This is a genomic window from Pseudomonas sp. NPDC087615 (assembly GCF_044743445.1).
In the GTDB taxonomy this organism is placed as follows: Bacteria; Pseudomonadota; Gammaproteobacteria; order Pseudomonadales; family Pseudomonadaceae; genus Aquipseudomonas; species Aquipseudomonas baetica_A.
This window is the reverse complement of record NZ_JBIUWM010000018.1, coordinates 59,448-80,019: the sequence shown is the minus strand read 5'-3', so window position 1 is coordinate 80,019 and position 20,572 is coordinate 59,448. Positions and strand designations below refer to the sequence as shown.

Sequence of the window (20,572 nt, the reverse complement as noted above, 5' to 3'; positions counted from 1 at the left end):
GAGCGGGCTTGCTCGCGAAGGCAATTTCTCAGTGACATTCAGGGGTGAATGTCACGACGCTTTCGCGAGCAAGCCTGCTCCCACAGGGACTCTGTTCAAGGATTGCGCAAACGGCTCAGGCGTCAGGCGCCTGATCTTTCGGTGCATCAACAGCATCATCTGTCGCCACTTCACCGTCAGGGTTCAGTGCCGCGTCTTCAGCTGATTGTTTCTTGCGCTGAAGCTTTTCCTCTTTCTTCTTTTCCTTTTCCAGGTCTCGTTGACGTTTGGCGAAGGAGTAATTGGGTTTGGCCATGGGCGATCCTCTGGGGTCGAAGGTGAGGTTGAGCGGCGCGTATTCTGCCCTGTATCGGTGCCTGGCAGTTAGCCGGGTTTTTGGTCGACCCACTTTGGCGTGACGGTCGGCCTCCAGTTATCCAGGGAATCGAGCAGTGTTTGCGGCGATTCGCTCACTTGCAGCATGTCACGGTGTGGCCCGCGAACGAAGCCTTCGCCGACGATGTGGTCGAGAAATGCAGTGAGTTTGCTGTAAAAGCCGTTCACTTCCAGCAGGCCCAGCGGTTTGCCGTGGTAGCCGAGTTGGCCCCAGGTCCAGACTTCAAACAGCTCTTCCAGCGTGCCGAGGCCGCCGGGCAGGGCGATAAACGCGTCGCTCAGCTCAGCCATGCGTGCCTTGCGGGCGTGCATGCCATCGACGACTTCAAGGCGAGTCAGGCTTTTGTGGCCGATCTCCTTGTCCATCAGGCTTTGCGGAATGATCCCAATGACTTCGCCGCCGGCGGCCAGCGCTGCATCGGCGACGATGCCCATCAAACCGACGGCGCCACCGCCGTAGACCAAGGTCAACTTGCGTTCGGCCAGCGCCCGACCAAGGGCGACGGCGGCTTCGGTGTAAGCCGGATCAGTGCCAGCATTGGCAACGCAAAACACACAAACGGATTTCAGGGACATGCCTTTCTCCTGGGGCGATCAGTCGCACAGGGTAATGGCTGGCACGCCTCGCTCCAAGGTCTAAACTTCGCGCTGGGGCGTTTCGCAGGTGCCACTGGCACCACAGGCATACGCGGCAAGCAAGCTGCACAACAGGCTGTTAAAGATCATGACTGGCGCTCCGTATCAATGAGATGGGCCGATCATAGGTTTTGTCGGCTGATCTGGCCGTTAGATTGTCTTGATGAGTGTCATAGCCTGAAAGTTGTATACAATTTTTGACTCAAGTCATAGGAACTTGCGAAGATTTCAGGCAGTCTTCCAACCATTAGTGTTTTTGTTAACCCTGCCTTGGAGATTCACCATGTTTTCCAAAGTTGTTGCGGTATCCCTGCTGGCGCTGGCCAGCAGCCAATTGATGGCTGCCGAGTGCAAAACCACCGTTGACTCCACCGATCAGATGTCCTTCAACACCAAGGAAATCGTGATCGACAAGAGCTGCAAGACGTTCACCGTCGAGCTGACTCACTCCGGTAGCCTGCCGAAGAACGTGATGGGCCATAACCTGGTCATCAGCAAAGCGGCCGACATGCAGCCGATCGCTACCGACGGCTTGGCGGCTGGCATCGACAAAAACTACCTGAAAGACGGTGATGATCGCGTGATCGCGCACACCAAGATCATTGGCGCTGGCGAGAAAGACTCGCTGACCTTCGATGTATCGAAACTGGCTGCCGGCACCGATTACGGCTTCTTCTGCTCGTTCCCGGGCCACATCTCGATGATGAAAGGCACCCTGACCCTGAAGTAAATTGCAGAGATACCTGTCAGCAAAGAGCCGCTGTAGTTCGCTACAGCGGCTTTTTTATGTCTGAACCGTTTGTCGGGTTCTGCACTGAACCTGTTAGTTCTGACAGTAGACGCAGTTTTACTTCGAGGTTCAAATCTCCAGGCGTCGCGCTTGTCGTGCGACATGAGAAAGAAGGAGAAGGCCATGACCGATAACGTTGAAGTCAATCAGCTGGAAATTACCAAAGTCACGGATTCGAAGGGCAATCTGATTGAGCGGGGGGGTAAAACCTCTGATCGGACACTGATTGTCTATGGGAAAGCCTATCGTCAAGCGGAGGTAACCATTGAAGATGATTTTCTCTTCCGTGAGAAAGTGACCACGGATCCTACAGGGGGATGGGGGGCTACGCTTAAAAACCTGCCGGTGGGCGAGCGTTACCTTGAAGCGGTGGTTGACGGAAAGCGTTCGCAGAGCTGGATTTTATATATCGTGTGACAGCGTTCAGTGATGGCTTTTGTCATCGAAGCGAGCTTTCTATCCTGTACTAGGTGAGGCGCTCTTAACAAGCGCCTCACTGATACTCAAGACATCAAGACATCAAGACATCAAGGCGCAAACGGCATGACCCGTTTGTGATGGGTCTTGTTGTAGGTCGCGACAATGATGTCGAACGCTTCCTGACGCACCGCCTCGCCATGCAGGAAGGCATCGATCTCGGCATACGTCACGCCGTGGGACGCTTCGTCCGGCTTGCCCGGCGACAGGTCCTCCAGATCCGCAGTCGGAACCTTCTCAACCAGCGACTCCGGTGCACCAAAGTGGCGGGCAATCGCGCGCACCTGGTTTTTTACCAAACCGCTGAGCGGTGCCAGGTCGCAGGCACCGTCGCCGAACTTGGTGAAGAAACCCATCACTGCTTCCGCCGCATGGTCAGTGCCGATCACCAGCCCCTGCGCCGCGCCAGCGATGGTGTACTGAGCCACCATCCTCATCCGCGCTTTGGTGTTGCCGAGGACGAAATCCACCGACACCGCGTGTTTGCCTTCAAACGCCGCGACTTCACTGGCCAGCGACTTTACCGCCGGCCCGATATTGACCGTGTGGCGCTCGTCCGGGGCGATGAAATCCACCGAGGCTTGGGCATCGTGTTCGTCGAACTGGGTTTCGTACGGCAGGCGCACGGCGATGAACTTGTAGCGGTTGTCGCCACTGCGCTCACGCAGTTCACGCATGGCGCGCTGGGCCAACAAACCGGCGGTCAACGAGTCGACACCGCCGCTGATGCCCAGCACCAGGGTCTTGAGTCCGGAATGGGTCAGGCAATCCTGGATAAAGGTGATGCGCCGGGCAACTTCGGCCTCAAGGGCTTGGTGGTTGGCGAACGGCGGCTGGACCTTGAGCTGTTCAGCAATCTCACGCTGTACGGCTTGCATGAATTCACTCCTTGCTAGATGGACTGGAATCGGCAGGAACCTGGAAAACATGTCGCAAATAGGCGACGAAATTCGGGTCTTTGCATTGCGACTTGCCTGGCTCGTCGGAGATCTTCGCCACCGGTTGGCCGTTGCAGGCGGTCATTTTAAGCACGATGCTCATCGGTTCAACACCCGGAATGTCACAGGTCAGGTTGGTACCGATGCCGAAGCTCACGTTGATCCGACCGTGCAGCGCGCGGAATATCTCCAGCGACTTGGGCAGTGTCAGGCTGTCGGAGAACACCAGCGTCTTGCTCATCGGGTCGATACCGAGCTTGTGGTAATGGGCGATGCACTTTTCGCCCCACACCACGGGATCTCCGGAATCGTGGCGCAAACCGTCGAAAAGCTTGGCAAAGAACAGGTCGAAGTCACCGAGGAAGGCATCGGTGGTGATGCAGTCGGTGAGGGCGATCCCCAGCAGGCCACGGTACTCGCGCACCCAGCAGTCGAGGGCGGCAATCTGGCTGTCGATCAGCCGCGGGCCGAGTTGCTGGTGCGCCATGATCCATTCGTGGGCCATGGTGCCTAGCGGCTTCATGTCCAGTTCGCGGGACAGGTGCACGTTGCTGGTGCCGACGAAACGCCCGGGGAAATCGTGCTTGAGCACGTTCACCACTTCTTCCTGCACGCGGTACGAGAAGCGGCGACGGGTGCCGAAATCCGCCACCTGCAATTGCGCCAGTTCGTCTGCCGAGGCGTTGGCGGTCAGCCAGTCGAACTTGCGGTAGAGCTGCTCACGCGCTTGTTCGAGCACGGTTTCGCGGTAGCGATAGCGGTTGCGCACTTCGCTGACGATGGCCAGCAGGGGCACTTCGTAAAGGATCACATGCAGCCAGGGCCCACGCAGGCGGATGAACAGCTCGCCGTTCTCGATGCCGGTGTGCACATAACGCAGGTTGAAGCGGAACAGCCCGAGAAAACGCAGGAAATCCGGTTTAAGGAAGGAGATGCGCTCAAGGAAACTCAGTTGATCGGCGCTCAGGCTCAGCTCGGCCAAACGCTCGATCTGATAGCGAATTTCCGCCAGATACGGGCGCAGATCCTCACTGTTACGGCAACGGAACTCCCATTCGACTTCGACGTTGGGATAGTTGTGCAGCACCGCCTGCATCATGGTCAGTTTGTAGAAGTCGGTGTCGAGCAGGTTCTGCACGATGCGATCGGCAAACACACTCTCGCTCATAGCGGGTCTCCAGGTACGCCGCGCCGTTGCGCGGGCTCAATCAGTGGCGCTAGTGGCGCATATCAAAGGCAGGTATTGCTAGCGATTTTTGCGCTGAGTGAAATCAAGTGTGGCGAGGGTTTCAGCCTGGGCTATCGATCTGTTCCAGCATCCACTTCACAAAATCGCGGACCTTGGGCACTTCCGCCGAGTGTTCCGGGTAGGCCAGGTAATAGGCGTCGGTGCTGGGCATTGCATGCTGCCAGGGAATGACCAGTTTGCCGTCGGCCAATTCCTCTTCCACCAGAAACCGTGGCAACAACGCCACACCGCAGCCAACTTGTGCGGCGCGGATGCACATATAAAAGGTTTCGAAACGCGGGCCGTGGTAGCTGTGTTCGGTCTGATGGCCCTGACTGTCGAACCAGTCGTGCCAGGCCTGTGGGCGCGACGCATTTTGCAGCAGCACCAGATCGGTGAGTTGCGTCGGGTCAGTAAACGGTGTTTTCGGCAGGCTGCCGGGCGCGCAGACCGGTACCAACTCTTCGCCGAACAGCTTCAGGCATTCAGTGCCGGGCCGCGAACCCTGACCGAAATAGAACGCCAGATCACTGCGCCCTTGCAGCAAATCATCGGCTTCCTGCTCGTTGCACAGATCCAGATGAATCGACGGATGGCGCAAACGCCAGCCCTTCAGGCGCGGCACCAGCCAGCGAGCGCCGAAGGTCGATGGCGTCGAGACGCGCAGGACTTCGGTCTCACCGCCGTAGGAGCGCAGGTAATGGGTCGACATTTCCACCTGTGTGAGGATTTTTCTGACTTCGACCAAGTACAAATCCCCGGCGGGCGTCATCTGCAAACGGCGACGCACGCGACGAAACAACAAGTGCTGCAACAGTTCCTCAAGCTGCGCGACCTGTTTGCTGACAGCGCTCTGCGTCAGGTTCAGCTCCTCGGCGGCGCGGGTGAAACTCAAGTGCCGGGTCACGGCCTCGAAGCACTGCAACGCGGTGATCGATGGCAAGTGGCGTTTGTTCAGCATGGGTGATCCCTTTTTCTTGTCTTTCTATGCCTGGCATGAATAAACGGAATGATATCTCGCGTAAAGGTCGTTTGTTGCCTTGCCTTTGGGACGCTACAACTAAAGGCCTGCCCGGTCGTGAAAAAGCGGCCGCACACATTCAGTTTTTTGCTTGAGGAGTGACCCATGGTTGCCGCATTGCTTGATCGTCTTGGTGTAAACCCGGCCCTTTATCAGAACGGCAAAGTGCCGGTGCATTCGCCGATCGACGGCAGCCAGATTGCCGCCGTGAACTGGGAAGGTGCGGCCGAAGTCGAGCAGCACATCAGTCGCGCAGATCATGCGTTCGAGGCGTGGCGTAAGGTGCCGGCGCCGCGTCGCGGTGAACTGGTGCGTCAATTCGGCGAAGTGCTGCGTGAATACAAAACCGATCTTGGCGAACTGGTGTCGTGGGAAGCCGGCAAGATTACTCAGGAAGGCCTGGGTGAAGTGCAGGAGATGATCGACATCTGCGACTTCGCCGTCGGTCTGTCGCGCCAGTTATACGGTTTGACCATTGCTTCCGAGCGCCCGGGCCACCACATGCGTGAAACCTGGCATCCGCTGGGCGTGGTCGGGGTGATCAGTGCGTTCAACTTCCCGGTCGCAGTGTGGGCGTGGAACACCACGCTGGCGCTGGTCTGCGGTAACCCGGTGGTGTGGAAACCGTCGGAGAAAACCCCGCTGACGGCACTGGCTTGCCAGGCACTGTTTGATCGCGTCGTGAAGAATTTCACAGATGCTCCGGCCAATCTCTGCCAAGTGATCATAGGTGGCCGTGACGCCGGTGAAGCCCTTGTCGACGACCCGCGTGTGGCGCTGATCAGCGCCACCGGTAGCACGCGCATGGGCCGCGAAGTGGCGCCGAAAGTCGCTGCTCGATTCGCCCGCAGCATCCTTGAACTGGGCGGCAACAACGCGATGATCCTCGGCCCAAGCGCTGATCTGGACATGGCGGTGCGCGCGATTCTGTTCAGCGCGGTGGGCACCGCCGGTCAGCGTTGCACCACGTTGCGTCGCTTGATCGCCCACGAATCGGTCAAAGAAGAAATCGTCACCCGCCTCAAAGCGGCTTACGCCAAAGTGCGCATCGGTCATCCGCTGGAAGGCAATCTGGTGGGCCCGCTGATCGACAAGCACAGTTTCGAGAACATGCAGGATGCGCTGGAGCAGGCATTGAGCGAGGGCGGTCGCGTGTTTGGCGGCAAGCGTCAACTGGAGGATCAATTCCCCAACGCCTACTACGTCTCGCCGGCCATCGTTGAAATGCCGGAGCAGAGTGATGTGGTGTGCAGCGAAACCTTCGCGCCGATCTTGTACGTGGTTGGCTACAGCGATTTCCAGGAAGCGCTGCGTTTGAACAACGCGGTGCCACAAGGTCTGTCGTCGTGCATTTTCACCACTGACGTGCGTGAGGCCGAGCAGTTCATGTCGGCAGTCGGCAGTGACTGCGGCATCGCCAACGTCAACATCGGCCCGAGCGGCGCGGAAATCGGCGGCGCGTTTGGTGGCGAGAAAGAGACCGGCGGTGGTCGTGAGTCGGGCTCGGATGCATGGCGCGCGTACATGCGTCGCCAGACTAATACCGTGAACTACTCGCTGGAATTGCCGTTGGCGCAGGGCATCACCTTCGACTGATACCTTCAGTCAGATGGATAACCCCTTGTGGGAGCGGGCTTGCTCGCGAAGGTGTCGGGTCAGTCGACTTGGACGTTGTCTGATATACCGCTTTCGCGAGCAAGCCCGCTCCCACATTGTTGAACAGTGTGTTTGTTAGGTTTCTGTTGGAGTCTGGCAATGCCGTTACGTGAAGAGTGTCTGTGGGAAAAACTCACGCCGCAAAGGCCCGATAACACGGTGCTCAAGGGCGAGGTCAACGTCGATGTCTGCGTGATCGGTGCCGGGTTTACCGGGTTGTCGGCGGCGCTGCATCTGTTGGAGAAAGGCAAAAGCGTTTGCGTGCTGGAAGCCCATCGCGCCGGTCACGGCGGTTCCGGGCGCAACGTCGGATTGGTCAACGCCGGTATGTGGATCCCGCCGGACGAGATCGAAGCCGGGTTCGGCGAAGCCGTTGGCAGCCAGCTCAACCGCATGCTCGGTGCGGCGCCGGCGCTGGTGTTCAGCCTTGTGGATAAGTACAACATCGATTGCCAGTTGCGCCGCGAAGGCACCCTGCACATGGCCCACAACGCCAAGGGCGAGGCGGATCTGCGCAGTCGTGAGCAACAATGGAAACGCCGTGGTGCCCCCGTCGAATTGCTGACCGGCAAGGCTTGCGAGCAAGCCACCGGCACACAAAAGATTGCTGCTGCGTTGCTCGACCGGCGCGCAGGAACCCTCAACCCGATGGCCTATGTCACCGGGCTGGCGAATGCGGTGATGGGGCTCGGCGGGCAGATGTTCGATCACTCCCCGGTCACTCGTCTCGAGCGTGTGGGCCCCAAATGGTCGGTGCAGACCGAACAGGGGGCGGTGCTGGCTGAGCAGGTTGTCATCGCCTCCAACGCCTACACCGAAGGCGACTGGACCGAGCTCAAACGCAACTTCTTCCCCGGTTACTACTATCAGGTCGCCTCGGTGCCTTTGAGCGAAGACGCCGCGCAGGAAATCCTTCCCGGTGGGCAAGGTTCGTGGGATACCCGCCAGGTGCTGAGCAGCATCCGCCGCGACAAAGACGGGCGGTTATTGCTCGGTAGCCTGGGCAACGGCAATCAGAAACCGACCTGGTTCCTCAAGGCCTGGGCCGACCGGGTGCAGCAGCATTACTTCCCCAATCTGAAGCCGGTCGAGTGGGAGTGCACCTGGACCGGGCGCATCGCTTTTACGCCCGATCACTTGATGCGTCTGTTCGAGCCGGCACCGGGACTGGTGGCCGTCACCGGTTACAACGGCCGGGGTGTGACCACGGGCACGGTGGTCGGGAAAGCCTTCGCCGACTATTTGTGTAACGGTAATCCTCAAGCCCTGCCGATTCCCTTTGCACCGATGCAGCCCCTGTCTGGCGTGGGTTTGCGCAGTTGCCTGTACGAGGCCGGATTCTCGCTGTATCACGCGGGCCAGTGCCTGCGCATTGTCATTTGAATGTTGAAAGATGTTGCGTAACGCGGCGCTTTTGCGCGTAGCGACTAGCCTGTAATGGTGCGGGTTGTAGCAGTCCCGCACCAGCAGTGTGCAGTTCGGTGACGCGAGCGGTTACAGGCTGGTTGCACGTCGTTTGGTGCCGCGGTTGCAATGATGGCGCATGCGGGTTGCGCCTGAAATTTTAAAAGGTTTTACCTTCCGCGGTTTAGACGGTTGCACGCCCAATGAAAATGGGAACGAAACAGTCGAAATAACAAGAAAGCAGCGACTTTTTGAAGAATAAAAAACCGATGGCACGGCCCTTGCTCTGAGCATTCAGTGAAATGAAGTCGCAGTGCCAACTAAAAAAAACCTTGGAGCACCACCTCATGTCCCAGACGTTTTACAAGAAAGGCTTTCTGGCCCTCGCAGTCGCTACTGCGTTGGGTGTTTCTGCGTTTGCTCAGGCTGACATCAAAATCGGCGTAGCGGGTCCAATGACGGGCGCCAACGCGGCATTTGGCGAGCAGTACATGAAGGGGGCCCAGGCGGCGGCCGATGCGGTCAACGCGGCAGGTGGCGTCAACGGGGAGAAAATCGTTCTGGTCAAGGGCGATGACGCCTGCGAACCGAAGCAGGCTGTGACGGTCGCCAAGGACCTCACCAACCAGAAAGTCGCCGGCGTGGTCGGTCACTTCTGCTCCTCTTCGACCATTCCAGCGTCGGAAATCTACGACGAAGCCGGCATTATTGCGATCACCCCGGGCTCCACCAACCCGCAAGTGACCGAGCGCGGCCTGAGCGCCATGTTCCGTATGTGCGGGCGTGACGACCAGCAGGGCATCGTCGCGGGCGACTACATTGTCGACGTGCTCAAGGGTAAAAAAGTTGTTGTTCTGCACGACAAGGACACCTACGGCCAAGGTCTGGCTGACGCCACCAAGGCTCAGTTGATCAAACGCGGTGTGACTCCGGTTCTTTACGAGGGCCTGACCCGGGGCGAAAAAGACTTCAGCACCATCGTGACCAAAATCCGTGGCGCTGGCGCCGACGTCGTCTACTTCGGTGGTCTGCACCCGGAAGCCGGTCCTCTGGTTCGCCAACTGCGTGAACAGGGCTTGAAAGACGTCAAGTTCATGTCCGACGACGGCATTGTGACCGACGAACTGGTGACCACCGCCGGTGGCCCGCAATTCGTCGATGGCGTCCTGATGACCTTCGGCGCCGACCCGCGTCTGCTGCCAGACAGCAAGGCGGTCGTCGATGCGTTCCGCAAGGCCGGCACCGAGCCTGAAGGCTACACCCTCTACGCTTACGCCTCTGTACAAGCCCTGGCTGCCGCCTTCAACGGCGCCAAGTCCAATGACGGCGAAAAAGCGGCCGTATGGCTGAAGAAAAACCCGGTCAAGACCGTCATGGGCGAGAAATCCTGGGACGCCAAGGGCGACTTGAAAGTCTCCGACTACGTGGTTTACGAGTGGGACAAGGACGGCAAATACCACCAGTTGGAAAAACAGAAGTAAGGGCTGACGCGATTAACTGAACGCCATAAACCCCTGTGGGAGCGAGCAAACCCGCTCCCACAGGAGGCGGTGGCGATAGGTAAATCGCGCTCTGACATTGCTCCGACGTAAATCTGTATTTTTCCTAGAAGAGCCGCGCACCTCAGGGTGTGCAGGTTCTCACTGCGTGAGATTGCGTTATGGATGGTATTTTCCTGCAGCAACTGGTCAACGGCCTGACCCTCGGGTCGGTCTATGCCCTGATCGCCATCGGCTACACAATGGTCTACGGCATCATCGGCATGATCAACTTCGCCCACGGCGAGGTTTACATGATTTCCGCTTACCTGGCGGCAATCAGTCTGGCTCTGCTGGCTTACTTCGGTATTGAATCCTTCCCACTGCTGATGCTCGGCACGCTGATCTTCACCATCGTCGTCACGGCGGTCTATGGCTGGGTCATCGAGCGTGTTGCCTACAAACCCCTGCGTAACTCCACCCGACTGGCACCGCTGATCAGCGCCATCGGTATTTCCCTGATCCTGCAAAACTATGCACAGATCGCCCAAGGCGCGAAGCAACAAGGCGTGCCGACCCTGCTGACCGGTGCCTTGCGTGTCGACATCGGCACCGGCTTCGTGCAACTGACCTACACCAAGATCTTCATTCTGGTCGCGGCGTTCGTGGGCATGGGCCTGCTGACCTACGTGATCAAGTACACCAAGCTCGGTCGTATGTGCCGCGCGACCCAACAAGACCGCAAGATGGCTTCGATCCTGGGGATCAACACCGACCGGGTGATTTCCTATGTGTTCATCATTGGTGCGGCCATGGCGGCGCTGGCCGGCGTGCTGATCACCATGAATTACGGCACGTTCGACTTCTATGCCGGTTTCATCATTGGCATCAAGGCGTTTACCGCAGCGGTGCTTGGCGGGATCGGTTCATTGCCCGGTGCGATGCTCGGCGGGATCATCCTCGGGATCTCCGAGTCGCTGTTCTCCGGCCTGGTCAACTCCGACTACAAAGACGTGTTCAGCTTCTCGCTGCTCGTACTTGTTCTGGTCTTCCGGCCGCAGGGCCTGTTGGGCCGTCCTCTTGTGTCGAAGGTGTAAGCGATGTCTTCAACCACTCAAAAAAACATCGATATCAAAAAAAGCCTGGTTGAGTCGATTCTTGCCGGCCTCATTGCCTTGGTCGTGTTTGGCCCGATTGTCGGCGTCGTACTCGACGGCTACAGCTTCAACCTCGAACCGACCCGGGTGGCGTGGATTATCGCCATCGTCATGGTTGGCCGATTTGCCCTCAGCCTGTTCCTGCAAACGCCCAAGGGCCTGAAGATTCTCGACGGATTCGAGAGCACGAGTTCCGGCGTGCATGTGCTGCCAGCCGATCACAAATCAAGCCTGCGCTGGATCATCCCGCTACTGATTCTGCTGGCCGTGGCCGTGCCGTTCTTCTCCAACTCCTACCTGCTTGGCGTGGTCATCCTCGGGTTGATCTACGTGTTGCTGGGCTTGGGCCTGAACATCGTGGTGGGCCTGGCCGGTTTGCTCGATCTGGGTTACGTGGCGTTCTACGCCATCGGTGCCTACGGGCTGGCGCTTGGTTACCAGTATCTCGGTCTGGGCTTCTGGACCGTGCTGCCACTGGCGGCGATCACGGCTGGGCTGGCCGGCTGCATCCTCGGTTTTCCGGTGTTGCGTCTGCATGGCGATTATCTGGCAATCGTGACCCTGGGCTTCGGTGAAATCATCCGTCTGATCCTCAACAACTGGTTGTCCCTGACAGGAGGCCCGAATGGCATGTCGGCACCGCTGCCGACCTTTTTCGGTCTGGAGTTCGGCAAACGGGCGAAGGAGGGTGGGGTGCCGTTTCACGAGTTCTTCGGCATCGCCTACAACTCTGACGTGAAGTATTACTTTATCTACGCGGTGTTGTTCCTGGTGGTGCTGGCCGTGCTGTACATCAAGCATCGTCTGGTGAAGATGCCGGTCGGCCGAGCCTGGGAGGCGTTGCGTGAAGATGAAATCGCTTGCCGTTCGATGGGCCTGAACCACGTACTGGTCAAACTTTCGGCGTTCACCATCGGTGCGTCGACGGCCGGTCTGGCCGGTGTGTTTTTCGCGACCTACCAAGGTTTCGTCAACCCGACCTCGTTTACCTTCTTCGAGTCGGCGCTGATCCTGGCCATTGTTGTGCTCGGCGGCATGGGCTCGACCATCGGTGTGGTGATTGCGGCGTTCGTGCTCACGGTTGCCCCGGAACTGCTGCGCGGCTTCGCCGAATATCGCGTGCTGCTGTTCGGCATCCTGATGGTGTTGATGATGATCTGGCGACCACGAGGGCTGATCCGCATCAGCCGTACCGGGGTCAAACCACGCAAAGGTGCCATTCACTACGAGAGGACTGCGCCATGAGTGAAGTCGTACTCTCTGTTGAAAAACTGATGATGCATTTTGGTGGCATCAAGGCGTTGAGCGATGTCAGCCTGAAGGTCAAACGCAATTCGATCTTCGCGCTGATCGGCCCCAATGGCGCCGGCAAGACCACGGTGTTCAACTGCCTGACCGGGTTCTACAAAGCCTCCGGCGGCAAGATCGAACTCAATGTGCGCGGCCAGAAGACCAACGTCATTCAATTGCTGGGCGAGTCGTTCAAACCGACCGATTTCGTTTCGCCGAAAAGCTTCCTCAGCCGGATGTACTACAAGATGTTCGGCGGCACCCATCTGGTAAACCGCGCAGGCCTGGCCCGCACGTTCCAGAACATTCGCCTGTTCAAGGAAATGTCGGTACTGGAAAACCTCTTGGTGGCTCAGCACATGTGGGTCAACCGCAACATGCTCGCCGGCATCCTCAACACCAAGGGCTATCGCAAAGCCGAAAGCGACGCGCTCGATTGTGCGTTCTATTGGCTGGAAGTGGTCGATCTGGTGGACTGCGCCAACCGTCTGGCCGGTGAACTCTCCTACGGCCAGCAACGCCGACTGGAGATCGCCCGGGCCATGTGCACGCGGCCGCAAATCATCTGTCTCGACGAACCGGCCGCCGGCCTCAACCCTCAGGAAACCGAAGCGCTGAGCGCGATGATCCGGCTGCTGCGCGACGAGCACGATCTGACCGTGGTGCTGATCGAACACGACATGGGCATGGTCATGAGCATTTCCGACCACATTGTGGTGCTGGACCACGGCATCGTTATCGCCGAGGGCGGCCCTGAAGCCATCCGTAACGATCCAAAAGTGATTGCCGCCTATCTGGGCGCTGACGAAGAGGAGCTGGTATGACTCAACCGATCCTCGAGCTCAAAGACCTCGACGTGTTCTACGGCCCGATCCAGGCACTCAAGGGTGTTTCGCTGCAGATCAACGAAGGGGAAACCGTCAGCCTGATTGGCTCCAACGGCGCGGGCAAGTCGACGTTGCTGATGTCGATCTTCGGCCAGCCGCGAGCGGCGAGCGGGCAGATCCTTTATCAAGGCGTCGACATTACCCACAAGACCTCGCACTACATCGCCTCCAACGGCATTGCGCAGTCGCCAGAAGGGCGGCGGGTATTCCCCGACATGACCGTCGAGGAAAACCTGCTGATGGGCACCATCCCGATTGGCGACAAACACGCCAAAGAGGATATGCAGCGCATGTTCACGCTGTTTCCACGGCTTGAAGAGCGGCGCAACCAACGGGCGATGACCATGTCTGGCGGTGAACAGCAGATGCTCGCCATCGCCCGCGCCTTGATGAGCCGGCCAAAGTTGTTGCTGCTCGATGAGCCGAGCCTGGGCCTGGCGCCGATTGTGGTGAAGCAGATTTTCGCCACTCTGCGCGAGCTGGCGAAAACCGGTATGACCATTTTCCTCGTCGAGCAGAACGCCAACCATGCGCTGAAGCTGTCGGATCGGGCGTATGTGATGGTCAACGGCGAGATCCGCCTCACGGGTACCGGTAAGGAGTTGCTGGTGAACGAGGAGGTGCGTAACGCCTATCTGGGCGGGCACTGAGTTATCCCCAGATACACAAAGCCCCGGCGACGCAAGTCCCGGGGCTTTTTCATTCCTCAAACCACCACAGCCCCTTGTGGGAGCGAGCTTGCTCGCGAATGCGGTGTATCAGCCACCTCATGATCTGGATGTACCGCCACCTTCGCGAGCAAGCTCGCTCCCACAGTTGAGAGGTGCAAGTTCGAGAATTGTGGAAAACAAATTCCCCAACCTGCCAAAGCGCGACATATAGACGCTGCAATTGACTGTTTTTCCACAGCTTTGACTTGTCCCCGTTTGCTGTGGAGCTGGCTGTGAATAACGTGGGAGTAGCTGGCTGCAAGCCTTTGAAACCGTGGCTTTCAGGCGTGTGGCTGTTTTTTGATCAGGCTTTTTTGCGAGAGTAAGAGGCGCCGTTGTCAACCTTTTTATGGGGCCGGTTTTGCAATCGTTTAAAGGCTGGCCGGGCTGTGGATAAGTCTGTGATTAAACTCTGGAAAGACTCCGCTAAGCGGCGTAATGACTGGCCTCGCGCGATCACTGCGATGACTGGGCAGTCGTGCAAAATGCCATGTCCCGCACATCTGCCGCTTCAGGGTCAAGCAAAAAACTTTCTATTTCTCCCGCAAAGCCTTGTGTGGCGCGGCTTTACGCGTTTCCACTTGCCCCCGGAAACTGTGGAAGGGCCTGTGGATAACGTGCGTGCACATGGCTACAAGCCACGTTCGCTATAGCGTTGGCGCTGCTGGTTGTTTTTTGTACAGTTCGCGAGTGTTGCTCGTGATTGCGAGGCCGGGCATGCTGCCACCTGATTTTCTATTTCAAGGGCTGCCTTGGCGGCCGAAGCAAGGAGAACACGATGTCCAACACCCTGTTTATCACTGGCGCGACGTCCGGTTTTGGTGAAGCCTGTGCCCGCCGTTTTGCCGAGGCTGGCTGGAAACTGGTGCTGACCGGCCGTCGTGAAGAACGCCTCAATGCCCTGTGCGCTGAACTGTCCAAGCAAACCGAAGTGCATGGCCTGGTGCTTGATGTGCGTGATCGCAAGGCGATGGAGGAGGCGATTGCCAACCTGCCCCCATCGTTCGCCAAGTTGCGCGGCCTGATCAACAACGCCGGTCTGGCACTGGGCGTCGACCCTGCGCCGAAATGCGATCTGGATGATTGGGACACGATGGTCGACACCAACGTCAAAGGCCTGATGTACGCCACGCGTTTGTTGCTGCCGCGCCTGATCGCTCATGGTCGTGGCGCAGGCATCGTTAACCTTGGTTCTATCGCCGGCAACTACCCGTACCCAGGCAGCCATGTGTACGGCGCGACAAAGGCGTTCGTTAAGCAGTTCTCGCTGAACCTGCGTTGCGACTTGCAGGGCACGGGCGTGCGGGTCAGCAACATTGAGCCGGGGCTGTGTGAAAGCGAGTTTTCGTTGGTGCGTTTTGCCGGAGACCAGGAGCGTTACAACGCGACCTACGCCGGTGCCGAGCCGATCCAGCCGCAGGACATCGCCGAGACGATTTTCTGGGTCATGAATGCGCCGGCGCACATCAATATCAACAGCCTTGAGCTGATGCCGGTGAGCCAGATCTGGGCGGGTTTTGCCATCGAGCGTAACAAGGCCTAAGACCGCGCTGAAGCTAATCGCCAGCAGGCTGGCTCCCACATCGGAATGCAATCTATGTGGGAGCCAGCCTGCTGGCGGAGAGGCCAAAACGGCCAAAATATGGCAGTAATGTAAACTCCTCTCCCAACAACCCCACCGCACCCCGCGGTGTTCAAGGTTTTTCGAGGAGGCTACGTGAGTAACCGAGGTGAGCAGTCGCTGCTCAAACAATCGACCATCCTGATGTTCGCCGTGGCGATCGCCGGGATCGTCACAGGTTTTGTTTCCGGCTCCCAATCCATCCTGTTCGATGGCTTTTTCTCGCTGATCGCCACCTTCATCAAAGTCCTGATGCTGATCACGGCGAAGTTGATCGCCAAGCAAAGCAATCACCGCTTCCAGTTCGGTTTCTGGCATCTGGAGCCGATGGTGCTGCTGATCGAAGGCAGTTTCCTGCTGTTGATCGCCATCTACGCATTTCTCAACGGTGTGTTCGGCATCATCAACGGCGGCCGCGAGATCGAACTGGGTCTGGTGATCATCTACGCTGCGGTGTTCACCGTGGTTGAGTTCGCCTACTTCTTCTATGTGCGCCGGCGCAATCGCAAGCTCAAATCCACGCTGATCCAGTTCGACAACATCAGTTGGCTGGTGGACGCGATGCTCTCGGTCGGCCTGTTGATCAGTTTTCTCGCGGCGCTGCTGCTCAAGGCGCAGGGCTATGGCGAGTGGGCGAAGTTTGTCGACCCGCTGATCCTGATCGTATTGGCCCTGACCATGCTGCCACCGGCGTTCAAGATTCTTGGCCCGGCGCTGCGCGATGTGCTCGGTATAGCGCCGGACACGCTGGACGATCAGGTGCGACAGGTGATGGACGCGGCGAAGGTCGAGCATGGTTTCGACGATTACGTGTCCTACGTGCAGAAGCACGGGCGGGCCCGATTTATCGAGATTCATGTGGTCTTGCCGGCGGACTATGCGCTGAGCAGCGTCGGTCAGTTGGATGTTTTGCGCGAGGAAATTTCGGCGAAATTGGGTGAGCCGGAGGCGGCGCGGTGGTTGACCATCAGCTTTACCGGGGACAAGAAGTGGATTGCCTAGAGGCCGTGTAACGGTTAGTCGCTAGCAGGCTGGCTCCCGCAGGGGAATGCATTCCAAATGTGGGAGCTAGCCTGCTAGCGATAGCGGTAAATCAATCAGCGAAGATATTCGGCCAAGCCGTGATAGCAAGTCGCAAGGTGGTACGGCGTGGTCGAAGGCATGTCCTTGCGGCTGACGTCACCCTGTTCATCGCGGCACTCATGCCAGCCACCGGCATGCAGGAAGCGCTGTTGCAATGCCTGCAATTGATGCAGCACCACAGCGTCGCTGTCGGGGCGTAAGGTCAGCGCCCGCAGATATTCCGCCTGCGCCCAGATCCGTTGAGTCGAATCTTTCGGGCGTCCGTCCAGTTCCAGATCAAGCATCGCCCGCACGGCGCCGCACGGCTGCTGCACACCGAATTGCTCGGTAAACGCGAAAGCCTTGTCCAGCGCCGAATGCAGTTTCGAGCCGCGCAACAGCGCCGAGGATTGCAGCAGGAAGTACCACTCGAACTGGTGCCCCGGCTCATACCAGTTATCCACAGCCCCGAGCGGTTTCTCCATCAACACGCCATGTTGTGGATCGATGAACCGCTTGTGCATGGCTGTGCATAACTCAACGAGCGCTTGTTGCGTTGCCGCGTCCTCACGCACTGACAATGTCGCGAGAAAGGCTTCAGCCAAGTGCATCAGCGGGTTCTGCAGCGGGCCGGTTTGCAGGGTGATCCAGTCGCGCTCAAGGCACGCTTCGTACAAGCCGTCACCGGTCGCAAAACGGCGGCCGACGATTTCCAGCGCGGCATTGAGCGTCGACTCCACCAGCGGCTCACGGGACTTGTCCCAGTAATGTGCGCAGGCGAACAGGATGAAAGCGTGGGTGTAGAGATCCTTGCGCTGATCCAGCGGTTTGCCCTGCGGATCAATGCTATAGAACCAGCCGCCATGTTCGGCATCGTGGAAGTGTCGTTGCAGCGAGCGAAACAGCGCCGCCGCGCGATCTTCGGCGTTATCCACAACCCCGATCAGGCTGGAAAACAGATACAACTGCCGCGCGCAGGCCATCGCCCGATAGCGTTGCGGTGGCAGCGGCTGATGTGCGGCGTCCAGCGCCTCGTAAGGCAGCGCCATGTCGGCGTTCCAGCCCGGGCCTTGCCAGAGGGGCACGATCACGTTGACGAAATGCTGTTGCACGTCGCTGAACAGGGCGGTCAATTCAGGCAGGGACTTGGAGCGGGAAGCGAGGGGCATGGGCGGACGTCGTCACGGCTGGGGCGATTGCGCGACATGGTAGCAGACAGCATGGGGGGAGCGATGCGGTGTCTGATCGGCCGTCATCGCGAGCAAGCCCGCTCCCCACAGGTTTTGTGTGCACCATCAATCCATTGTGGGAGCGGGCTTGCTCGCGAAGGGGCCGATCAGGCGTTAGAGATCAGCCCGCTAGCAACCACGCACCCGTCACCGCCGAAGCAGCACCCGCCAGGCGCACCAGCGGCGCAGCAGCCTGAGGCAGAAAACGAACCACCGCATAACCGGCGGCATGCAGCGCAGCGGTTGCCGCCACGAAACCGGCCGCATACGCCCAAGGACTCGACATGTCCGGCAACTCCAGGCCATGCGCGACACCATGGAACAGCGCAAACAACGCCGTCGCCGCCACCGCCATCACCAATGGCGGACGCACCGCCAGCGCAACCGCCAGGCCCAGCGCCAGCACCGACGCCGCTATCCCGCTTTCCAGTGCCGGCAATTCCAGCCCTTCAAAGCCGAGCATGCCGCCGATCAGCATGGTGCCGACGAAGGTGCACGGCAGCGCCCAACGCGCCGCGCCTTGCTGCTGAGCCGCCCACAAACCGACGGCAATCATCGCCAGCAAATGATCGAGGCCGCCCATCGGATGGCTGATACCAGCGATCAAGCCACTATCGCCATGCCCCGGGTGAGCAAAGGCCAGCGCCGGGGTCAGCAGCAGCGCCAGGGCGCCAAGAATGCGTTTGAGTGTCATGGATAAGCTTCCTTGTTGATAAGTGAATCAGGCTGCGGTCAGCAGGCCCTGGCGTTCGATGAACGCGATGATCTCTTCCAGGCCCTGACCGGTTTTCTGGTTGCTGAACACAAACGGCTTGCCGTTGCGCATGCGTTTTGTGTCGCTGTCCATCATTTCCAGCGAGGCGCCGACCAGTGGGGCGAGGTCGATCTTGTTGATCACCAGCAGGTCGGATTTGCAGATACCCGGCCCGCCCTTGCGCGGCAGCTTGTCGCCGGCCGAAACGTCGATTACGTAGATAGTCAGGTCGGACAGTTCCGGGCTGAACGTCGCCGAAAGGTTGTCGCCGCCGGACTCCACCAGAATCAGATCCAGCCCCGGAAAGCGTCGGTTCAGTTGATCGACCGCTTCGAGGTTGATCGAGGCGTCCTCGCGGATCGCCGTGTGCGGGCAGCCACCGGTTTCCACGCCGATGATCCGCTCCGGTGCCAGGGCTTCATTGCGCACCAGAAAATCCGCGTCTTCGCGGGTATAGATGTCATTGGTGACCACGGCGAGGTTGTAGCGCTCGCGCAGCGCCAGACACAGGGCCAGGGTCAACGCGGTTTTGCCGGAACCGACCGGGCCGCCGATACCGACGCGCAGAGGTTGTGTGTTCATGCGGCTTCTCCAAAAATAAAAGGCCTAAAAAAACAGGCCCTAGGAACGGAACAGGCGGCTGTACTGGCGCTCATGGGCCATGCACGCCAGGGACAGACCGAACGCGGTGCTGCCGATGTGTTCGGGGTTGATTCGGGTGGCGTCCTGCTGTGCCTGTTGCAGCAGCGGCAGCAGTTCGCTGGTCAGGCGCTGGGCGGCTTGCTGGCCCAGCGGCAGGGTTTTCATCAGGACGGCGAGCTGGTTTTCCAGCCAGCTCCACAGCCACGCGGCGAGCGCGTCCTGCGGGCTGATGCCCCAGGCGCGGGCGGCCAGCGCCCAGCCGAGGGCCAAGTGCGGTTCGGCGCACTGCTCAAGAAAGTCGCGCGCGGGTGCGTCCAGTTCCGGCAAGCCGTTGAGCAGTTGCTGCAACGAGTAACCCATCTGCCGGCTCTCCAGATGCAGTTCGCGGGTCTCACGGCTGGCGCGGTGGGTTTCGCAGATCTGCAGCAGTTCGCCCCAGTTTTCATCCGCCGCGGCCTGACAATGGGCGAGCAGCAGCGGCGCTTCGAATCGGGCGAGGTTGAGCAGCAACTGATCACTGATCCAGCGGCGAGCGCTGTCCGGATTGTTGACCCGGCCGTTATCCACCGCCATTTCCAGGCCTTGGGAATAGCTGTAGCCGCCAATCGGCAATTGCGGGCTGGCCAGGCGCAACAGCGCCCAGGCCGGATTCACAGGCGCACGCCGAACTGGTGGAGTTTGGGCGCGTAGTTGAAGTCTTCGTCGCCGTGGCGCGAATGGTGATGGCCGCCGCCGTAGGCACCGTGCTCCGGCTGGAACGGCGCTTCAATGGCTTCGACCTGCGCGCCGAGTTGCTCGAGCATCGCTTTGAGCACGTAATCGTCGAGCAAACGCAGCCAGCCATCGCCGACTTGCAGGGCAACGTGGCGATTGCCCAAGTGATAAGCGGCGCGGGTCAGTTCAAAGGCATTGGCGCAGGTGACGTGCAGCAGTTGTTCGGGGCGGGCGCAAACTCGAACGATGCGTCCGTCTTCAGCCTGTAGGCATTCGCCGTCATACAGCGGTGCCTGACCGCGCTCCAAAAACAACCCGACGTCTTCACCCTCGGCACTGAAACAGCGCAAACGGCTTTTGCTCCGTGCTTCGAAGGTCAGGAGCAACTCGGCGGCCCAGAGGGGTTGAGGGTCGATTCTGCGATGAATCACCAGCATCGGAAAGCTTCCAGCAGTGGACAATACTCAGGCTAGAGCAAGGGGCTTGCCAATCGGACGAGATGT

21 protein-coding genes are annotated in these 20,572 nt (G+C 59.1%); 11 read left to right on the top strand and 10 right to left on the bottom strand.

The genetic code is table 11. The features are described from left to right. Positions 1-115: 115 nt before the first annotated feature. Both ACIOU6_RS11555 and ACIOU6_RS11550 read right to left on the bottom strand, forming a co-directional pair. Positions 116-295: a hypothetical protein gene (locus ACIOU6_RS11555; RefSeq protein ID WP_221733077.1), complete on the bottom strand. Its 180-nt coding sequence runs from the start codon at positions 293-295 to the stop codon at positions 116-118. A 68-nt stretch (positions 296-363) separates the two neighbouring features. After that, the gene (locus ACIOU6_RS11550; protein WP_401136308.1) at positions 364-951 is read right to left on the bottom strand and encodes a TIGR00730 family Rossman fold protein; all 588 of its coding nucleotides are present in this window, start codon (positions 949-951) and stop codon (positions 364-366) included. Positions 952-1,294: 343 nt separating this feature from the next. On the opposite strand from ACIOU6_RS11550, the gene azu reads away from it, so the two are divergent. Together azu and ACIOU6_RS11540 are read left to right on the top strand one after the other, a co-directional pair. After that, positions 1,295-1,741 (top strand): azurin, encoded by a 447-nt coding sequence (azu, locus tag ACIOU6_RS11545; RefSeq protein ID WP_401136305.1) that lies wholly within the window; start codon positions 1,295-1,297, stop codon positions 1,739-1,741. 183 nt (positions 1,742-1,924) lie between these two features. Continuing rightward, entirely contained in the window at positions 1,925-2,218 is a 294-nt protein-coding gene (locus ACIOU6_RS11540; RefSeq protein ID WP_401136302.1) for a hypothetical protein, read from the top strand. Between the two features lie 110 nt (positions 2,219-2,328). Here ACIOU6_RS11540 and nadE read toward each other — a convergent pair whose 3' ends face one another. The 3 genes from nadE to ACIOU6_RS11525 all read right to left on the bottom strand — a co-directional run bounded on the left by nadE (position 2,329) and on the right by ACIOU6_RS11525 (position 5,405). Then, positions 2,329-3,156: an ammonia-dependent NAD(+) synthetase gene (gene nadE, locus ACIOU6_RS11535; RefSeq protein WP_221733074.1), complete on the bottom strand. Its 828-nt coding sequence runs from the start codon at positions 3,154-3,156 to the stop codon at positions 2,329-2,331. Between the two features lie 4 nt (positions 3,157-3,160). Continuing rightward, complete coding sequence (gene pncB / locus ACIOU6_RS11530; RefSeq protein ID WP_221733073.1) at positions 3,161-4,384, bottom strand: nicotinate phosphoribosyltransferase; 1,224 nt, start codon at positions 4,382-4,384, stop codon at positions 3,161-3,163. Between the two features lie 121 nt (positions 4,385-4,505). Continuing rightward, entirely contained in the window at positions 4,506-5,405 is a 900-nt protein-coding gene (locus tag ACIOU6_RS11525) for a LysR family transcriptional regulator (RefSeq protein WP_401136297.1), read from the bottom strand. A 165-nt stretch (positions 5,406-5,570) separates the two neighbouring features. Between ACIOU6_RS11525 and ACIOU6_RS11520 the strand changes: the two genes are divergently transcribed. The 9 genes from ACIOU6_RS11520 to ACIOU6_RS11480 all read left to right on the top strand — a co-directional run bounded on the left by ACIOU6_RS11520 (position 5,571) and on the right by ACIOU6_RS11480 (position 16,670). After that, positions 5,571-7,061: an aldehyde dehydrogenase family protein gene (locus ACIOU6_RS11520; protein ID WP_221733068.1), complete on the top strand. Its 1,491-nt coding sequence runs from the start codon at positions 5,571-5,573 to the stop codon at positions 7,059-7,061. A 159-nt stretch (positions 7,062-7,220) separates the two neighbouring features. Beyond that, entirely contained in the window at positions 7,221-8,504 is a 1,284-nt protein-coding gene (locus ACIOU6_RS11515) for an NAD(P)/FAD-dependent oxidoreductase (RefSeq protein ID WP_401136294.1), read from the top strand. 368 nt (positions 8,505-8,872) lie between these two features. Then, positions 8,873-10,006 carry an ABC transporter substrate-binding protein gene (locus ACIOU6_RS11510; protein WP_221733066.1) on the top strand — a complete coding sequence of 378 codons (1,134 nt, stop codon included), beginning with the start codon at positions 8,873-8,875 and terminating at the stop codon, positions 10,004-10,006. Between the two features lie 179 nt (positions 10,007-10,185). Further along, positions 10,186-11,100 carry a branched-chain amino acid ABC transporter permease LivH gene (locus ACIOU6_RS11505; protein ID WP_401136291.1) on the top strand — a complete coding sequence of 305 codons (915 nt, stop codon included), beginning with the start codon at positions 10,186-10,188 and terminating at the stop codon, positions 11,098-11,100. A 3-nt stretch (positions 11,101-11,103) separates the two neighbouring features. After that, the gene (livM, locus tag ACIOU6_RS11500) at positions 11,104-12,405 is read left to right on the top strand and encodes a high-affinity branched-chain amino acid ABC transporter permease LivM (protein ID WP_221733064.1); all 1,302 of its coding nucleotides are present in this window, start codon (positions 11,104-11,106) and stop codon (positions 12,403-12,405) included. After that, a complete protein-coding gene (locus ACIOU6_RS11495; protein WP_401136288.1) occupies positions 12,402-13,274 on the top strand; it encodes an ABC transporter ATP-binding protein in 873 nt (290 codons plus the stop codon). Before livM ends, ACIOU6_RS11495 begins: the two co-directional genes overlap by 4 nt. Beyond that, entirely contained in the window at positions 13,271-13,987 is a 717-nt protein-coding gene (locus ACIOU6_RS11490) for an ABC transporter ATP-binding protein (protein WP_401136285.1), read from the top strand. Before ACIOU6_RS11495 ends, ACIOU6_RS11490 begins: the two co-directional genes overlap by 4 nt. Positions 13,988-14,825: 838 nt before the next feature. After that, positions 14,826-15,590, top strand: coding sequence for an SDR family oxidoreductase (locus ACIOU6_RS11485; RefSeq protein WP_401136282.1), 765 nt, complete (start codon positions 14,826-14,828; stop codon positions 15,588-15,590). 174 nt (positions 15,591-15,764) lie between these two features. Further along, positions 15,765-16,670, top strand: coding sequence for a cation diffusion facilitator family transporter (locus ACIOU6_RS11480; protein ID WP_221733061.1), 906 nt, complete (start codon positions 15,765-15,767; stop codon positions 16,668-16,670). A 95-nt stretch (positions 16,671-16,765) separates the two neighbouring features. Here the strand turns inward: ACIOU6_RS11480 and ACIOU6_RS11475 are convergent, their stop codons facing one another. The 5 genes from ACIOU6_RS11475 to ureE form a co-directional block, all read right to left on the bottom strand. After that, entirely contained in the window at positions 16,766-17,899 is a 1,134-nt protein-coding gene (locus tag ACIOU6_RS11475; protein ID WP_221733060.1) for an AGE family epimerase/isomerase, read from the bottom strand. Positions 17,900-18,080: 181 nt separating this feature from the next. Then, positions 18,081-18,653: a HupE/UreJ family protein gene (locus tag ACIOU6_RS11470; protein WP_401136277.1), complete on the bottom strand. Its 573-nt coding sequence runs from the start codon at positions 18,651-18,653 to the stop codon at positions 18,081-18,083. Positions 18,654-18,680: 27 nt separating this feature from the next. Further along, the gene (gene ureG, locus ACIOU6_RS11465) at positions 18,681-19,295 is read right to left on the bottom strand and encodes an urease accessory protein UreG (RefSeq protein WP_071174254.1); all 615 of its coding nucleotides are present in this window, start codon (positions 19,293-19,295) and stop codon (positions 18,681-18,683) included. Between the two features lie 39 nt (positions 19,296-19,334). Continuing rightward, the gene (locus tag ACIOU6_RS11460; protein WP_221734403.1) at positions 19,335-20,009 is read right to left on the bottom strand and encodes an urease accessory protein UreF; all 675 of its coding nucleotides are present in this window, start codon (positions 20,007-20,009) and stop codon (positions 19,335-19,337) included. Then, positions 20,006-20,506, bottom strand: a complete 501-nt coding sequence (ureE, locus tag ACIOU6_RS11455) for an urease accessory protein UreE (protein WP_221734402.1) — start codon at positions 20,504-20,506, stop codon at positions 20,006-20,008. Before ureE ends, ACIOU6_RS11460 begins: the two co-directional genes overlap by 4 nt. Positions 20,507-20,572: the final 66 nt, after the last annotated feature.